14 protein-coding genes are annotated in these 16,387 nt (G+C 70.1%); 8 read left to right on the plus strand and 6 right to left on the minus strand.

From position 1 onward, the window contains the following. Positions 1-50: 50 nt before the first annotated feature. Positions 51-2,090 carry a M3 family metallopeptidase gene (locus tag ACRAWB_RS05170; protein ID WP_431352347.1) on the minus strand — a complete coding sequence of 680 codons (2,040 nt, stop codon included), beginning with the start codon at positions 2,088-2,090 and terminating at the stop codon, positions 51-53. Between the two features lie 107 nt (positions 2,091-2,197). Here ACRAWB_RS05170 and ACRAWB_RS05175 point away from each other — a divergent pair, with 107 nt between their 5' ends. Genes ACRAWB_RS05175 through ACRAWB_RS05185 form a run of 3 tightly spaced genes read left to right on the plus strand, consistent with a single transcriptional unit; the run spans position 2,198 to position 4,298 of the window. Further along, the gene (locus ACRAWB_RS05175) at positions 2,198-2,851 is read left to right on the plus strand and encodes an ArsR/SmtB family transcription factor (RefSeq protein ID WP_431352348.1); all 654 of its coding nucleotides are present in this window, start codon (positions 2,198-2,200) and stop codon (positions 2,849-2,851) included. Continuing rightward, positions 2,851-4,116: an MFS transporter gene (locus tag ACRAWB_RS05180; protein ID WP_431352349.1), complete on the plus strand. Its 1,266-nt coding sequence runs from the start codon at positions 2,851-2,853 to the stop codon at positions 4,114-4,116. Before ACRAWB_RS05175 ends, ACRAWB_RS05180 begins: the two co-directional genes overlap by 1 nt. Beyond that, on the plus strand, positions 4,113-4,298 hold the full coding sequence (locus ACRAWB_RS05185) for a hypothetical protein (RefSeq protein ID WP_431352350.1): 186 nt from the start codon (positions 4,113-4,115) through the stop codon (positions 4,296-4,298). Before ACRAWB_RS05180 ends, ACRAWB_RS05185 begins: the two co-directional genes overlap by 4 nt. 128 nt (positions 4,299-4,426) lie before the next feature. On the opposite strand, the gene ACRAWB_RS05190 is transcribed toward ACRAWB_RS05185, so the two are convergent. The 5 genes from ACRAWB_RS05190 to ACRAWB_RS05210 form a co-directional block, all read right to left on the minus strand. Further along, a complete protein-coding gene (locus ACRAWB_RS05190) occupies positions 4,427-4,699 on the minus strand; it encodes a hypothetical protein (RefSeq protein WP_431352351.1) in 273 nt (90 codons plus the stop codon). Then, positions 4,699-4,929 carry a GNAT family N-acetyltransferase gene (locus ACRAWB_RS05195; protein ID WP_431352352.1) on the minus strand — a complete coding sequence of 77 codons (231 nt, stop codon included), beginning with the start codon at positions 4,927-4,929 and terminating at the stop codon, positions 4,699-4,701. Before ACRAWB_RS05195 ends, ACRAWB_RS05190 begins: the two co-directional genes overlap by 1 nt. A 312-nt stretch (positions 4,930-5,241) precedes the next feature. Continuing rightward, on the minus strand, positions 5,242-5,688 hold the full coding sequence (locus ACRAWB_RS05200) for an N-acetyltransferase family protein (protein ID WP_431352353.1): 447 nt from the start codon (positions 5,686-5,688) through the stop codon (positions 5,242-5,244). Further along, the gene (valS, locus tag ACRAWB_RS05205; protein ID WP_431352354.1) at positions 5,685-8,291 is read right to left on the minus strand and encodes a valine--tRNA ligase; all 2,607 of its coding nucleotides are present in this window, start codon (positions 8,289-8,291) and stop codon (positions 5,685-5,687) included. The genes ACRAWB_RS05200 and valS overlap by 4 nt, the downstream gene beginning before the upstream one ends. A 93-nt stretch (positions 8,292-8,384) precedes the next feature. Further along, on the minus strand, positions 8,385-9,707 hold the full coding sequence (locus tag ACRAWB_RS05210; RefSeq protein ID WP_431352355.1) for an MFS transporter: 1,323 nt from the start codon (positions 9,705-9,707) through the stop codon (positions 8,385-8,387). A gap of 67 nt (positions 9,708-9,774) precedes the next feature. Here ACRAWB_RS05210 and ACRAWB_RS05215 point away from each other — a divergent pair, with 67 nt between their 5' ends. The 5 genes from ACRAWB_RS05215 to ndk all read left to right on the plus strand — a co-directional run bounded on the left by ACRAWB_RS05215 (position 9,775) and on the right by ndk (position 16,318). After that, positions 9,775-10,392 carry a TetR/AcrR family transcriptional regulator gene (locus ACRAWB_RS05215; RefSeq protein WP_431352356.1) on the plus strand — a complete coding sequence of 206 codons (618 nt, stop codon included), beginning with the start codon at positions 9,775-9,777 and terminating at the stop codon, positions 10,390-10,392. Between the two features lie 346 nt (positions 10,393-10,738). Beyond that, positions 10,739-14,101, plus strand: coding sequence for an isoleucine--tRNA ligase (ileS, locus tag ACRAWB_RS05220; RefSeq protein ID WP_431352357.1), 3,363 nt, complete (start codon positions 10,739-10,741; stop codon positions 14,099-14,101). After that, positions 14,098-15,465: a bifunctional folylpolyglutamate synthase/dihydrofolate synthase gene (locus tag ACRAWB_RS05225; RefSeq protein ID WP_431352358.1), complete on the plus strand. Its 1,368-nt coding sequence runs from the start codon at positions 14,098-14,100 to the stop codon at positions 15,463-15,465. Before ileS ends, ACRAWB_RS05225 begins: the two co-directional genes overlap by 4 nt. Next, positions 15,462-15,899: a DUF4233 domain-containing protein gene (locus tag ACRAWB_RS05230; RefSeq protein ID WP_431352359.1), complete on the plus strand. Its 438-nt coding sequence runs from the start codon at positions 15,462-15,464 to the stop codon at positions 15,897-15,899. The genes ACRAWB_RS05225 and ACRAWB_RS05230 overlap by 4 nt, the downstream gene beginning before the upstream one ends. Then, positions 15,896-16,318, plus strand: coding sequence for a nucleoside-diphosphate kinase (ndk, locus tag ACRAWB_RS05235; protein WP_363808710.1), 423 nt, complete (start codon positions 15,896-15,898; stop codon positions 16,316-16,318). The genes ACRAWB_RS05230 and ndk overlap by 4 nt, the downstream gene beginning before the upstream one ends. Positions 16,319-16,387: the final 69 nt, after the last annotated feature.

Genomic DNA, 16,387 nt, shown 5'->3' on the forward strand with positions numbered 1-16,387 from the left:
CCGGATGGGCACAGAGTAGAGCGCGCCGCGGAGGGGCGGCTATACCCGCGTCACCCGTCGAGACCGCGCCGCTTCAGCAGCGGCTCGATCTCGGCGTCCCGGCCCCGGAAGTCGCGGTAGGCCTCCAGCGGGTCCTTCGACCCGCCCACGCCGAGGAGGCGCTGCCGGAAGCGGTCGCCGTTCTCACGCAGCAGGCCGCCGTTCTCGCGGAACCACTCCACGGTGTCGGCGTCCAGCACCTCGCTCCAGATGTAGGAGTAGTAGCCCGCGTCGTAGCCGCCCGAGAAGGTGTGCGCGAAGTAGGTGCTCGCGTACCGCGGCGGCACGGCCGGGTTGTCGAGACCCACGGCCGCCAGCGCCTCCGCCTCGAACGCCGCGACGTCGGTCACGGTGTCGTCGGCGGTGATCCGGTGCCACGCCTGGTCGAGCAGGGCGGCGGCCAGGTACTCGCTGGTGGCGAAGCCCTCATTGAAGCCCTCGGCGGCGTGCAGCCGGTCGACGAGCTCCTGGGGCATCCGCTCGCCGGTGACGTGGTGGACGGCGTAGTTCTCGAGCACTTCGGGCCACAGCATCCACATCTCATTCACCTGGCTGGGGAACTCGACGAAGTCACGGAACACGTTGGTGCCGGCGAACTTGGGATAGGTCACCCGCGCGAACAGGCCGTGCAGCGCGTGCCCGAACTCGTGGAACAGGGTGTTCGTCTCGTCGTAGGTGAGCAGCGTCGGCTCACCGGCGGCCGGTTTCGGCACGTTGAGGTTGTTCACGACGACCGTCGGGGTGTCGAGCAGCGCCGACTGGGAGATGAGGGGATTCATCCACGCGCCGCCGCGCTTGGAGTCGCGGGTGTAGAGGTCGAGGATGTAGAGGCCGAGTCCCGACCCGTCCTCGTTGCGCACCTCGAAGACGCGCGCCTCCGGATGGTAGGCGACGAGGTCGGGACGCTCTTCGAACGTGATCCCGTAGAGCCGGTTGGCCGCGTAGAAGACGCCGTCGTGCAGGACACGCTCGGCCTCGAAGTACGGCCGCATCGCGGCGAAGTCCACGTCGAACTTCTCGGCACGGACCTTGCCGGTGAGGTGCGCCCAGTCCCACGCCTCGACGGTCTCGCCGTCGGGCAGCTGCCGCTGGAGATCGGCCTGCTCGGCGCGGGCGTTGCGGGCCGCCGGGGGAGCGAGGCGGCCGAGCATGTCGGCGACGGCCTCGGGTGTGCGAGCGGTCTCGTCGGCGGTGACGTAGGCGGCGTGCGTGTCGAAGCCCAGCAGGCGGGCGCGCTCGGCGCGCAGACGCGTGATCTCGAGCACGAGCTCCCGGGTGTCGTGGTCGCCGCCGCGGGTGCCTCGCGCGCGGGAGGCGGCCATGATCCGTTCGCGGGACTCGCGCCGCGTGAGATCGGCGAGCCACGGGTGGCCGGTCGGCAGCACGAGGGTGACCACGTACTTCCCGTCGAGGCCGCGGTCGGCGGCGGCCTGCGCGGCGGCGGAGAGCTCGCCCTCGCCGAGGCCGTCCAGCTCCTCCGCGGTGTCGAACACGACCGCGAGGTCGTTGGTGTCGGCGAGCAGGTTCTTCTCGAAGCGGGTCGTCAGGGTGGAGAGGCGCTGGTTGTACTCGCGCAGCTTCTCCTTGCCCGCGTCGTCGAGACCGGCGCCGGCCAGGGTGAACTCGGTGTAGTAGCGCTCGACCAGATACCGCGACTCGGCGTCGAGGCCCAGCTCGTCGAGGCGGCTGTGCACGTCGGCGATGCGCGCGTACAGGGCGGGATTCAGCCGGATGGCGTCGCTGTGGGCGGCGAGGCGGGGCGCGATCTCCTCTTCCAGCTCGTTGGTGAAGTCGGTGCTGTCGGACGAGCTCTTGTTGAAGAAGACCTCCGCGACGCGCTGCAGCGTCTGCCCGCTGCGCTCGAGCGGCAGCAGGGTGTTCTCGAAGGTCGGCGTCTCGCTGTCGTCGACGACGGCCGCGACCTCGGCCAGCTGCTCCTCCATCCCGTGCTCGAAAGCGGGGCGGTAGTGCTCGTCGCGGATCGCCGCGAAGGGCGGGAGGCCGTACGGGAGCGTGCTGGGCGAGAAGAAGGGATTCGCGGCGTCGGTCATGTGCCCAGCCTAGACACCCGGCGGGATAGCTCGCAAAGGATTCATTGCAAACAAAGCAATGCAAAGAACTAGTTGCAAAGAAGTCTTTGCATGGCTATTCTGAGGGCATGACAGACGAACAGAAGCCGGCACCGATCGGTGCGGCGGGCGGAAAGTTCCCGCATGAGGACGCCCTGGGCATGGCCGCGCTGCGGGCCCTCGCGCACCCGCTGCGCGTCGAGATCATGAACGAGCTGTCCGACTTCGGCCCCGCGACCGCCTCCATGCTCGCCGAGCGGCTGGGGGAGTCGAGCGGGGCGACCAGCTACCACCTGCGCCAGCTGGCCAAGCACGACATCATCGTCGAGGACACCGAGCGCGGCTCGGGCCGCGAACGCTGGTGGCGCATGGCGCCCGGCGGTGTGACCATCGGCTCGCCCGAAACCCTCGACACCCCGGCCGGCCGCGAGGCCAACGAGCTCATCTCGCTCGGCTGGCAGCAGAACAACGTGCGCCGACTCTCCACCTTCCTCCGCCGCGGGCTCGACACCTTCGGCTTCGAGTGGATGGAGTCGAGCACCCTCTCCACCTCTCACCTGGAGGTGACCCGGGAGCAGCTGGCCGAGCTCGGCCGCGAGTACTACGAACTGCAGACGCGGCTGAAGGCCAAGTGGAAGGCCGAGGCTGCCGACGCCGAGGCCGCGGGCGTGGAGCTGGGGGAGCGCAAGCGCGCACAGGTCCAGTTCAACGCGTTCCCCCTGGTGGAGCAGGAGGACCGCTGATGTCCGCCGCCGCTCCCGTCGCCGTGAACGCCCCGCTGGGCCGCGGTTTCGCGCGTCTGTGGACGTCCGCGATCGCGAGCAACCTCGCCGACGGCATCGGCCGTACCGCGGTCCCGCTGATCGCGACGACCCTGACGCGGGACCCGGCGTTGATCGCCGGTGTCAGCGCCGTGACCTTCCTGCCGTGGCTGTTCTTCGGCATCCCGGCCGGGATGCTGCTCGACCGGGTCGACCGCCGCATCGCGATGGCCGTCGCCAACTCCCTGCGCTTCGCCGTCGCGACCGCGCTGGCCCTGCTGATCACGACCGGCACGCTGAACATCTGGTTGCTGTACGTGTGCGTCCTCGCCTTCGGGCTCGGCGAGACCGTGTTCGACAACGCGACGACCACCGTCGTGCCGGCGCTGGTCACCCGCGACCAGCTGGACCGCGCGAACGGGCGGATGCAGTCGGCCGAGATCACCATCCAGAACTTCATCGCGACACCGGTCGCGGGTTTCCTGTTCGCGGCCGCCATCGTGCTTCCGATCTGGCTGACCGGAGCGGGCTTCCTGGTGGCGGGGCTGCTCGCGCTGAGCATCCCCGCCGCCGCGGCCCACGCGCACCGCGCAGGCGACACCGGCAAGGCGGAGGCGCGACCGCCGCTCTCGGCGGTGGTCCGCTACCTCTGGGACCATCGCTTCCTGCGCTGGATGATCGTGCTCACCTCGATCACGGCCTCCGCGCTCGCCTTCGCCCAGGGCAGCGTGGTGCTCCTGCTGTTGCAGACGTTCGAGGTGCCCGCCGCGCTCATCGGCGTGGTGACCGCCGCGATCGGCGTCGGCGCGCTCGTGGGGGCCCTTCTGTCGCCACGATTCGTCGCCCGCTTCGGCCGCGGCCGCGTGATGTTCTGGGCGATCCTCGTGAGCGGCGTCGGCATCCTCGGCGTCGGCGTGACGTCCAACGTGGTCGTCGCGATCGCCGCCTACGCGATCGGCGCCTGCGGGGTGGCGGTGTGGAACGTCCCGTGGGGCGCCATCCGCCAGGCCATCATCCCGGGCGCCATGCTCGGCCGCGCGCTCGGCATCGTCCGCACCATCGGGTGGGGGCTCACTCCCATCGCGACCGTCCTGGGCGGCTTCGTCGCCCGCATCGACCTCCGGCTGCCGTTCGTGATCGGCGGCGGGCTGGTGGTCGTCCTGACGCTCATCGCGTCCCGTCTCATCCTGTCGGCGTCCGCTCAGGAGCCGGCTGCCGAACCCATCCCGGAAGGACAACCGTCATGACCGCCGTCCTCGTCTCCACGTACCGTCCGTTCACGCACCGCCTGGCCGCCCGCGCCGGGAAGGCCCTCACCGCGTGGGCCGACCGCCCGCTCTCGCGCGCGCCTCGCGACGCCGAGCGCGTCGCGCTCATCGAGCGCACCCGCGACGCGGCCGCGCGCACCCTCCCGCAGCTCCCGCGCTGATCCGTGTACTCACCAGGCAAGCCCCCGAGCACAGGAAAAACGTCGCCCGCTGCGATGAACGGCGACGTTTTTCCTGTGCTCGACGGCTGTTCGGTGGGCGAACACCCGACACGCCGGAACGGGACGGGTCAGGCCTCGTCCACGTCGTAGTCGGAGGTGTCCGTCTCGACCAGCTGCGTAATGGTCGCGGAGTCCTCGGAGGGGTTGTACCGGATCTCGGTGCCGTCGTCGAGCGTGACAACGGGCTTTCCCTCGAGCCAGGTCAGCGTCCACTTCCAGCCGGTGGTCTCGACGTCGGTCGCGACCAGCTCCTCCTCGACCGTCTGCACGGCGTAGGCGACGACCTCGGGCAGGTTCGCAGGAGGCTGCTCGCCGACGCTCCACCGCGTCCCGAGCTGCATCAGGCGCGCCCAGCCGTGGTGGGAGCGGTCGCCAGCTCGATCTCGTACGTGACCCACTGCGTCCGGTTCGCCACCTGGTCGTAGAGCTTCTGGGCGGTGTCGTTGTCGTGGGCGGTGATCCACTGCACGACGCCGAGGCCGCGCTCCTCGGCGAGCGAGCGGGCCTGCTGCAGGAGAGCACCGCCGACGCCCTTGCCGCGCTCCTCCTCGATGACGAACAGGTCGTCCACGAAGAGGCCCCGGTCGCCCTCCAGGGGCGTGCGAACTCGCGCACGTGGGCGAGCCCCACGATCCGGTCGCCGTCGACGGCCACGTAGCCGTTCTCCTCGTGCTCGGGGGCCGTCAGCCACGACCACAGGACGAGCGCCTTCTGGTCGGTCAGCTGCGTCTCGTAGAACTCGGCGTACTGCGCGTACACATCGAGCCAGGCGAAGAAATCGCCGTCCCTGACCGGTCGAACCTCGATCGCCATGGATTCCTCCGTTCCCGTTGCGCGCCCGAATGCATGCACGCTGCGTGTTCCGACCATATCGCGGTCGGGTTCAGGGGACGAGGTCGTAGGTGACCCACTTGGTCTTCTCTGCGACCTTGTCGTAGAGGCGGCGGGCGGTCTCGTTGTCCTTCGCGGTGATCCACCGGACGACCGAGAGGCCGCGCTCCTTGGCGGACTCGCGCGCGGCCTCCAGCAGCGCCGAGCCGGCCCCGGCGCCGCGCGCGTCGGGCGAGACGAAGAGGTCGTCGAGGTACAGGCCCTTGCTGCCGTCGAGGGGGCGCACGAACTCGCGAACGTGCGCGAGCCCGATCGGGGTGCCCTCCTCGTCGACCGCGAAGTACGCCTCCAGCTCGTTCTCCGGGTCGGAGATCCAGCTCCAGACCAGGAGCGCCTTTTCGTCGGTCACGGGAGTCTCGTAGAACTCGCCGTAGCCGACGTAGAGGTCGAGCCAGGTGAAGAACTCGTTGTCCTCGACCCTGCGGACGCTCGCTGTCATCGTTCCTCCTCGATCGGGGCTGCGGCGAGCAGGATATCGGTCACCGTCAGCTCTTCGGCGGAGGCGAAGCGGAGGTCCGCGATCCTGCCCACCGAGCGGAGGTCGCCCGCGGCGGACTCGACGGCCGCGATCTCGGCGTCGGGGCCGGCGATGACGGCCGAGTCGACCGGGGTGCGCTGCGATGCCTTTGCAGCGGTCTTCGCGCCGCGGATGCCGGTCAGGGCACGGCCGACGATGGCGAGGACGTCGCGGTCGGCGCTCCAGTCCTGCGCGACCTCCGACGGCTCCGGCCATGCGGCGACGTGCACAGAGCCCTCCTCGGACCAGCTCCACGCCTCCTCGGCCGCGAACGGCAGCACGGGCGCGAACAGCCGGAGGAACGTCGACAGCGCGACGCGCAGGGCGACGACGGCGGAGGACTTCTCGGCCGAGTCCTCGCCGTAGGCGCGCTCCTTCACGAGCTCCAGGTAGTCGTCGCAGAACGTCCAGAAGAACGTCTCGGCGATCTCCAGCGCGCGGGCGTGGTCGTAGCCGTCGAGCGCGGCGGTCGCATCCGCGACCACGCCGGCCAGGTTCTGCAGCATGCTGCGGTCCAGCGGGCTGGTTACCTGGGCCAGGTCGAGCGACGCCGGGGCGTCGAAGCCGAGGATGAACTTGGCCGCGTTGAGCAGCTTGATCGCCAGACGGCGGCCGATCTTGATCTGCGTCGGGTTCTGCGGGTCGAACGCCGCGTCCGTCCCGAGCCGGCTGGAGGCCGCCCAGTAGCGCACCGCGTCGGAGCCGTGCTTCTCCAGAATGTCGGCGGGCGTCACGACGTTGCCCTTCGACTTGGACATCTTCTTGCGGTCGGGGTCGACGATGAAGCCGGAGAGGGCCGCGTTCGTCCAGGGCGCCACATCCGCTTCGAGCTTCGCGCGGAGGAGGGTCGAGAACAGCCAGGTGCGGATGATGTCCTGACCCTGCGGGCGCAGGTCGTAGGGGAAGACCGCGTCGAAGAGCTCCGGGTCGCGCATCCACCCGCCCGCGAGCTGCGGGGTGAGGGAGGAGGTCATCCAGGTGTCCATGACGTCGTGCTCGCCGACGAAGCCGCCGGCCTGGCCGCGCTGCGACTCCTCGAAGCCGGGCGCGGTGTCGGACGACGGATCGACCGGCAGCAGGTCTTCGGTGGGGATGATCGGCTGATCGAACAGCGGGTTGCCGACACCGTCCAGCGGGTACCAGACGGGAATCGGCACGCCGAAGAAGCGCTGGCGCGAGATCAGCCAGTCGCCCGTGAGCCCGTTCACCCAGTTCTCGTAGCGGATGCGCATGAAGTCGGGGTGCCAGTCGATCTGGCGCCCCAGCTCGATGAGCCGGGCGCGCAGCTCCTCGTCGCGGGCGCCGTTCTTGACGTACCACTGACGGGTCGACACGATCTCGAGCGGCTTGTCGCCCTTCTCGAAGAACTTCACCGGGTGCTGGATGGGCTTGGGCTCGCCGTCCAGGTCGCCGGAGGCGCGCAGCAGCTCCACGACGGCCTGCTTGGCCGAGAACACCGTCTTGCCGGCGAGCTCCGCGTACGCGGCGCGTCCGGCCTCCGAGGTGACCACCGCGGGGGGCTCGGGGAGGATACGGCCGTCGAAGCCGATGATCGCGCGGTTCGGGAGGTCGAGCTCGCGCCACCAGGTCACGTCGGTGATGTCGCCGAACGTGCAGATCATGGCGATGCCCGATCCCTTGTCCGGCTGCGCGAGGTGGTGGGCCACGACGGGCACCTCCACGTCGAACAGCGGGGTGCGCACGGTGGTGCCGAACAGCGCCTGGTAGCGCTCGTCGTCGGGATGCGCGACCAGCGCCACGCACGCGGGCAGGAGCTCGGGGCGCGTGGTCTCGATGTAGATCGGACCGTCGGCGCCGTGGAAGGCGACACGGTGGTACGCGCTCGGCTGCTCGCGGTCCTCGAGCTCGGCCTGCGCGACCGCCGTGCGGAAGGTGATGTCCCACAGCGTCGGCGCCTGCGCCTGGTAGGCCTCGCCGCGCTCGATGTTGCGCAGGAACGCCAGCTGCGACGTGTGGATCGAGTCGCGACCGATGGTCCGGTAGGTCTGCGACCAGTCGACGGAGAGGCCGAGCGTGCGCCACAGCGCCTCGAACTGCTTCTCGTCCTCCTCGGTCAGCCGCTCGCACAGCTCGATGAAGTTGCGGCGCGAGATCGGCTTCTGGTCGGCCGCCTTCGTGCTCTTGTTGTCACCGCCCTCGAACGGAGGGGTGAAGTCCGGGTCGTAGGGCAGCGACGGGTCGCAGCGCACGCCGTAGTAGTTCTGGACGCGGCGCTCGGTCGGCAGGCCGTTGTCGTCCCAGCCCATCGGGTAGAACACCTTCTGCCCGCGCATGCGGTGGAAACGCGCCACCACGTCCGTGTGCGTGTAGCTGAAGACGTGGCCGATGTGCAGCGAACCGGAGGCCGTGGGCGGCGGGGTGTCGATGGAGTAGACCCCGTCGCGGCCGGCCGCGAGCGCGCCCTCCCGATCGAACCGGAAGGTGCCGTCGCTCTGCCAGCGGTCACCCCACTTGGCCTCGAGCCCTTCCAGGGCGGGCTTGTCGGGCACGTTCGGCGTGCTCATAGGGGTCCTCCGATTCGATATATGCGGCACCGTGTCCTCGAGGTGCCTGAGTGTGGGATCCCCTCAAGCGTACCGAACGCGCCCGGACCTCGCTCAGACCTCGTCGACGTAGGGCTTGCGGCGAGCGGCGAACAGGGCCGCCACCAGCGTGATCGCCGACATGACGGCGAGCACGATGCCCGGGTGCCACCACGCGTTTCCGGTCGCCTGGCCGAAGATCAGCGTGAGCGCCGGGACGAACGAGGTCAGCAGCGCCGCGATGCTGTACGCGACCGAGAGGCCGCTGTAGCGCACGTCGCTCGGGAAGAGGTCGGACATCAGGCCGCCCAGCGCCGCCCACGAGAGCGTGGGCAGGATGCCGCCGATGATCATGCTCGCGACCAGGATGCCGAAGTTCGCGTACTGCAGCAGGAAGTACATCGGGAAGGCGACGATCAGCGTTCCGATCGCGCCGTACGCGACGACCTTCGCCGATCCGATCCGCGCCGCCCAGGCGCCGAACAGCGGGATCGTGATCAGCTGCAGCAGGCCGCCGATGGTCGTCGCGACCAGCAGGTCCTGGTACTTGAAGCCGAGCACCGCGGTGCCGTAGTCGACCATGTACGTGTTCATCAGCGAGTACGACCCGATGCCGAGGATGGCCGCGCCGATGCCGATGATGAAGCCCGTCGGCGCCTTGCGGAAGACCTCGACCACCGGGAAGCGGTCGCGGCGGCCGGTCTCGAGCAGCTTGCGGAAGACCGGGGTCTCGTCGATCGACCAGCGCAGGTAGAGCGAGACGAGCAGCAGCGGGAACGCCGTCAGGAACGGGATGCGCCATCCCCAGGCCGCGATGTCGGCGGTCGAGAGGGTGAGGGTCAGCACGATGAAGACGACGGCGCTCAGGATGGAGCCGACCGGCGAGCCGAGCTGGGGGAGCGCCGCGTAGAAGCCGCGCTTCTTCGGGTTCGCGTACTCGGTCGCGAGGAGGATGGAGCCGCCCCACTCGCCGCCGACCGAGAAGCCCTGGAGCAGGCGCAGCAGCACGGTCGCGATGGCGCCGAACCATCCCGCCGCCGCGTACGTCGGCAGCACGCCGACGAGTCCGGTGCTCAGGCCCATGATCAGGATGGTGATGAGCAGGGTCGGGCGGCGTCCGATCCGGTCGCCGAGGTGGCCGAAGACGATCGCGCCGACCGGGCGGATGACGAACCCGGCCGCGATCGCGAGGAAGCCTGCGAGCGCCCCGCCGAACGCGCCGAGCGGCGCGAAGAAGAGGGGACCGACGAAGAACGCGGCGAAGTACGCGTAGAGGTAGAAGTCGTACGACTCGAGCGCGGTGCCGACGAACGACGCGATGGTGACGCGGCGGGCGGTGCCGGGGGTGATTCCGGGGCGATCGGTCTCGCTGCGGACGGGGGTTGCGGTGGTAGTCACGGCTGTCCTTCGAAAACGGAATAGTATTTGGACCGGGTCCAATAATGGCACGGAAGGAGAACAGCGGATGTCGGTCGCGCATTCCCCTCGTCCGTCCGGTGCCGGCCGTCCCCGTTCCTCGTCCCGCGCGATGATCGCCGAAGCGGCCGCCGAACTGTTCCTCGAGCAGACCTACGCGGGCACCACGGTCGACGACATCGCCCGTCGCGCCGGGGTCAGCCGGGCCACCTTCTTCAACTACGTCGGGTCCAAGAGCGATCTGCTGTGGCTGGAGGTGGATGAGGCGCTAACCGCGTTCGACGGCACGCTCGCCTCCGTCTCGTCGGAGCTGGCGCCGATGGACGCGGTGCTCGAGGCGATGACGCGCCTCGCCGACGCGTTCGGGCCGGGGCGACTGCCGCTGGCCGTGACCCAGGTGGAGCTGATGGGGACGGATGCGGAGCTGCAGGCGTCGGCGCTGCCGCGGTTCCTAGCGCTCGTGCGGCGGGTTCAGGCGTTCATCGCGGCCCGAGCGGGCGCGTCGCCCGACGCGCTGCTGCCGCGCGCCGCCGCAACCGCGGTCGTCGGCGCAGCGGTCTCTGCAGCGACGGCGTGGGCGCGCGCCGGCGTGCGCCGCGGGCCGCTCACTCCGCTCGTCCGCGACGCCGTCGCGCCCGTGTGCGCCGGCTACGCCGCCGTCCTCTGACGCGCCCACTTCGAGCGACCCTCCCTCGTGAAGTGCAGGTAGTTGCGGCCTCGCGCGGCGTGTCGACCGCAACTAGCTGCACTTCGTCGAAGGCCGGACGCGGAGGGGCGAGGAGCGGATAAGATAGAGGGCACAGGCTGTGATCCGGGTATCGCCGGGGAGTCTTCGGAAGAACGGCGGCGCGCGAGCGGCGCCCAGTAGAACCGAACGGGACCGGCCCGTCACAGCCGAACGATGAGTGGCCCTCCCCGGCGACGGAGGCGGAGCGGGCAAGCGGGGTGGTACCGCGACGGGCGTGCGAGCGTCCGGCGTCCTCGTGCAGCACGTGAAACCTGCCAGGAGAGAGATGCCGTACCCCAAGTCCGCACCGGACTCGAACGAAGGCGCCGCCGAGCGCCCCGACGTAGAGCGCCGCCCCGAAGTGGTGGCCAGCCCCGTCTTCCCCGAGATCGAGACCGACGTCCTGAAGTTCTGGGACGAGGACGGCACCTTCCGCGCCTCCATCGACAACCGCGACGGCGCCGAGGAGTGGGTCTTCTACGACGGTCCGCCGTTCGCCAACGGCCTGCCGCACTACGGCCACCTGCTGACCGGCTACGCCAAGGACGTCTTCCCGCGCTTCCAGACCATGCGCGGCAAGAAGGTCGAGCGCCGCTTCGGCTGGGACACCCACGGTCTCCCCGCCGAGCTCGAGGCCGAGCGGCAGCTCGGCATCACCGACAAGAGCCAGATCGAGGAGATGGGGCTCGCCGCGTTCAACCAGGCGGCGAAGGACTCCGTGCTCCGCTACACCCGCGAGTGGCGCGAGTACGTCACCCGGCAGGCGCGCTGGGTCGACTTCGACAACGACTACAAGACGCTCGACACCTCCTACATGGAGTCGGTGATCTGGGCCTTCAAGCAGCTGCACGAGAAGGGCCTCGCCTACGAGGGCTACCGCGTGCTGCCGTACTGCTGGCGCGACCAGACTCCGCTGTCCAACCACGAGCTGCGGATGGACGACGACGTCTACAAGATGCGTCAGGATCAGACGGTCACGGTGACGTTCCCGCTGGTCGGCGAGAAGGCGGAGGTCCTGGGCCTCACCGGCGTGCGCGCCCTCGCCTGGACGACCACGCCGTGGACCCTCCCGACCAACCTCGCGCTGGCCGTGGGCCCCGACATCGAGTACGCCGTCGTCCCCTCCGGGCCGAACGGCGCCGCCGACTCCTACGGCGACCCGGACCAGGAGGTCCTGAGCGGCCGCTATCTGATCGCCGCGAGCCTCCTCGGCAACTACGCCAAGGACCTCGGGTACGAGTCGCCCACCGACGCCCTCGCGGCGGTCACCGGCACCGTCCGCGGCTCCGAGCTCGAAGGCGTCGAGTACGACCGCCTCTGGGACTTCTACGCCGACACCGAGAAGTGGGGCACGCAGAACGCGTGGCGCATCCTCGTGGACGACTACGTCACCGTCGAGGACGGCACCGGCATCGTCCACCAGGCCCCGGCCTACGGCGAGGACGACCAGCGCGTCACCGAGAAGGCCGGCATCCCGGTCATCATCTCGGTGGACGACGGCGGACGCTTCCTGCCCGACGTGCCGGAGGTCGCCGGCCTGCAGGTGTTCGACGCGAACAAGCCGCTGACCCGGATGCTGAAGGAGCAGGGCCGTCTGCTGCGCCAGGCGAGCTACGAGCACTCGTACCCGCACTGCTGGCGCTGCCGCAATCCGCTCATCTACAAGGCGGTGTCGAGCTGGTTCGTCCGCGTCACCGACTTCCGCGACCGGATGGGCGAGCTCAACCAGCAGATCACCTGGGTGCCCGAGAACGTCAAGGACGGCCAGTTCGGCAAGTGGCTGGCCGGTGCGCGCGACTGGTCTGTCTCGCGCAACCGGTACTTCGGCTCGCCCATCCCGGTCTGGAAGAGCGACGACCCGGCGTACCCGCGCGTGGATGTGTACGGCTCCCTGGAGGAGCTGGAGCGCGACTTCGGACGGCTGCCGCTCAACGCGGCGGGAGAGCCTGACCTGCACCGACCCTTCATCGACGAGCTGACGCGCCCGAACCCGGACGACCCGACGGGCCGCTCAACGATGCGACGCATCCCGGACGTGCTGGACGTCTGGTTCGACTCCGGGTCGATGCCGTTCGCGCAGGTGCACTACCCGTTCGAGAACCACGACTGGTTCGAAACGCACAACCCGGCCGACTTCATCGTCGAGTACATCGGGCAGACGCGCGGCTGGTTCTACCTGCTGCACACGCTCGCGACGGCGCTGTTCGACCGGCCCGCGTTCAAGAACGTGATCAGCCACGGCATCGTGCTCGGCAGCGACGGGCAGAAGATGTCGAAGTCGCTGCGCAACTATCCGGACGTGAACGAGGTCTTCGACCGCGACGGCTCGGATGCGATGCGCTGGTTCCTGATGTCGAGCCCGGTGCTGCGCGGCGGCAACCTCGTCGTCACCGAGGAGGGCATCCGCGAGGGCGTCCGTCAGGTGCTGCTGCCGCTGTGGAACACCTGGTACTTCTTCTCGCTGTACGCCAACGCGACCGGCTACGAGGCGAAGCGCTCCACCACGTCCACCGACGTGCTCGACCGCTACCTGCTCGCCAAGACGCGCGACCTGGTCGAGGCCGTGACCGCCGACCTGGAGGGCCTGGACTCGACGCTCGCCGCCGCCAAGCTGCGCGACTTCGCCGACGTGCTCACCAACTGGTACGTGCGCCGCTCGCGCGACCGCTTCTGGGAGGGCGTGGATGAGGACGGGCGCGGAACCGAGGCGTTCGACACCCTCTACACGGTGCTCGAGACGCTGACCCGTGTCGCAGCTCCCTTGCTGCCGCTCGTCAGCGAGCGCATCTGGAAGGACCTCACCGGCGGCCGCTCCGTCCACCTCACGGACTGGCCGGAGGCGACGGAGTTCCCGGCCGACGACGCGTTGGTGGACGCGATGGACCGCATCCGCGCCATCAGCTCCACCGCGCTCTCGCTGCGCAAGCAGGCCGGCCGCCGTGTGCGTCTGCCGCTCGCGACGCTGACCGTGGTCGCGGAGAACGCGGAGGCGCTGCGACCGTTCAAGGGCATCCTGCGCGACGAGCTCAACGTCAAGGCGGTCGAGCTGGTCGAGCTGCAGGACGACAGTGCGGCGCGCTACGGCATCACCAGCAAGCTGACCGTGAACGCCCGTGCGGCCGGACCCCGCCTCGGCAAGCAGGTGCAGCAGGTCATCCAGGCCGCGCGCTCCGGCGACTGGTCCGAGGCGGACGGCGTCGTGACCGTGGGCGGCATCGACCTGGTGGAGGGGGAGTACGACCTCGTTCTCGAGACGGCGGGGAGCGGCGATGACAGCTCCGCGCTCGCGCTGCTCGCGGGCGGCGGCTTCGTGCTGCTCGACACCGCGACCACGCCGGAGCTGGAGGCCGAGGGACTTGCCCGCGACGTCATCCGCGCCGTGCAGGACACCCGCAAGGCGGCCGGTCTCGACGTGAGCGACCGCATCCGGCTGAGCCTGACGTTCGAGCACGAGGACGACGCGCGCGCGCTCGGCCTCGCGGGCGACGTCGACATCGCGACCGAGACGCTGGCCCTGGCGGTGCAGGTCTCGGCTGCGGGAGCATCGGACCAGGACGCGGCCTTCGCGCAGGGCTTCGGCGCCGGGCAGTTCGCCAACGCCGGCGCGTTCACGGTCGGCGTGACCAAGGTGGAGGAGGCGGCCCTGTGACCGACGACGAGGACTTCCGCGACCGCGCGGACGAGGTCTACCAGGCGCTGCTCGCCCGCATCGGCGAGGGCGCGCCCGAGCGGCGCCTCGACGCGACCCGGCGCGCCGTGGAACTGCTGGGCGACCCGCAGCGGGCGTACCCGATCATCCACATCACCGGCACCAACGGCAAGACGTCGACGAGCCGCATCGCGGAGAGCCTGCTGCGCGCCTACGGGCTCCGCACGGGGCTGCTGACGAGCCCGCACCTGGTGCGCTTCAACGAGCGCATCGTCATCGACGGCGAGCCCATCGGGGACGAGGCGCTGGTGCGCAACTGGGACGACATCAGCCCCTACCTCGACATCGTGGACGCGGAGCTGGAGGAGCAGGGCAAGGCGCCCCTGACGTTCTTCGAGGCGCTGACCGCGCTCGCCTTCTCCGCCTTCGCGGACGCCCCCGTGGACGTCGCGGTGATCGAGGTCGGCATGGGCGGCGAGTGGGACTCGACCAACGTCGGCGACGGCCAGGTCGCGGTCTTCACCCCGATCGCGCTGGACCACACCAAGGCGCTCGGCGACACCGTCGAGGAGATCGCCCGCACCAAGTCCGGCATCATCAAGCCGTCGGCCGACGTCGTGTCGTCGTCGCAGACGCCGGAGGCGGACCGCGTGCTGCGGGAGGCCTCCGAACTCACGGAGTCGACCTTCGCCGAGCAGCCGCGCGACTTCGACGTCGCGGCGACGCGCGTCGCCGTCGGCGGCCAGCTCGTCACCGTCCGCGGCCGAGCGGCCACCTACGAGGACGTCTTCCTGCCGCTCTACGGCGACCACCAGGCGCAGAACGCCGCGGTGGCGGTCGCAGCGGTCGAGACCTTCCTCGGCCGTGGCACGCAGCCGCTCAAGGCCGACCTGGTCGAGGAGGGGTTCGCCACGGCGACCTCGCCCGGACGCCTGCAGCTCATCGGCATCGAGCCGAGCATCCTCGTGGACGCCGCGCACAACCCGGCGGGCGCTCAGGTGCTCGCCGACGCCCTGCGCAGCTACTTCGACTTCGACGAGATCACGTTCGTCGTCGGCATCCTGGAGGACAAGGACGCGCGGGGCGTGATCCGCGCGCTGGCGCCGGTGGCGACCCAGTTCTTCGTGACGCAGCCCGGCTCCGACCGGGCACGGGACGCGGAGGACTTCGGCGACGTCGTCCGTGACGAGGTCGGCGACGAGGCGGTCATCGTCTACTCGGACGCCATCGACGCGCTAGAGGGCGCCCGGGAGTGGGCTCAGGACGGACCGAAGCGCGCCGTCGTCGTCGCCGGCAGCATCGTGCTGGTCGGCCAGGCGATGGCGTACGCCGAGGAGCAGGAGTGGAAGCAGGCGGCGTCGTGACCGACGCTCCCGAGCCCGAGCCGGCACCCGCACCCGCGCCCGCGCCGAAGCCCGGGCGGCCCCGCCGTCAGCGCTCCCTCCGCGAGATGCTGGGGTCTATCGTCCTCGGCTTCGAACTGCTCGTCGTGTTCCTCGGCGCGCTGGTGCTGTTCGGCCTGCAGGCGCTGCCCGCGTGGGTCGCGCTCGGCGGGGGAGCAGCGCTGATCGTCCTCATGATCATCGCGATCGGACTGCTGCGGAGCACCCTCGGCGTGGTGCTCGGATGGATCGCGCAGGTGGTCCTCGTCGCCGCCGGCCTCCTCGTCCCCGCCTTCTTCATCGTCGGCGCGATCTTCACCGCCATGTGGGCGTACTGCATGATCGCCGCCGCGCGCATCGACCGAAACAATCAGGCAGCCGCACGGGCTGCCGGCAACGGAACGGAGAACCCATGACCAGTGCCGTCGAGGAAACCCTCGTCCTCATCAAGCCGGACGGCGTCGCTCGCAGCCTGACCGGCGAGATCCTGCGCCGCATCGAGGCGAAGGGCTACTCGCTCGTCGACCTGCGGATGCTGCAGGCCGACCGCGACCTGCTCGCGCAGCACTACGCCGAGCACGAGGGCAAGCCGTTCTACGAGCCGCTGGTCGAGTTCATGGAGTCCGGCCCGATCGTGGCCATCCGCCTCGCGGGCAACCGCGTCATCGAGGGCTTCCGCTCTCTCGCCGGTGCGACCGACCCCACGACCGCCGCACCCGGTACCATCCGCGGCGACCTGGCCCGCGACTGGGGCCTGAAGGTCCAGCAGAACCTCGTGCACGGCTCCGACTCGCCCGAGTCGGCGCAGCGCGAGCTCGCTCTCTGGTTTGGCTGACCCGCCGCCCGCCTCTGCATGACGCGACACGCCGTCCCGCCACCTGGCCGGACGGCGTGTTGCGTCAGC

It is taken from the genome of Leifsonia poae, assembly GCF_050632865.1.
GTDB classification, from domain to species: Bacteria; Actinomycetota; Actinomycetes; order Actinomycetales; family Microbacteriaceae; genus Leifsonia; species Leifsonia poae_B.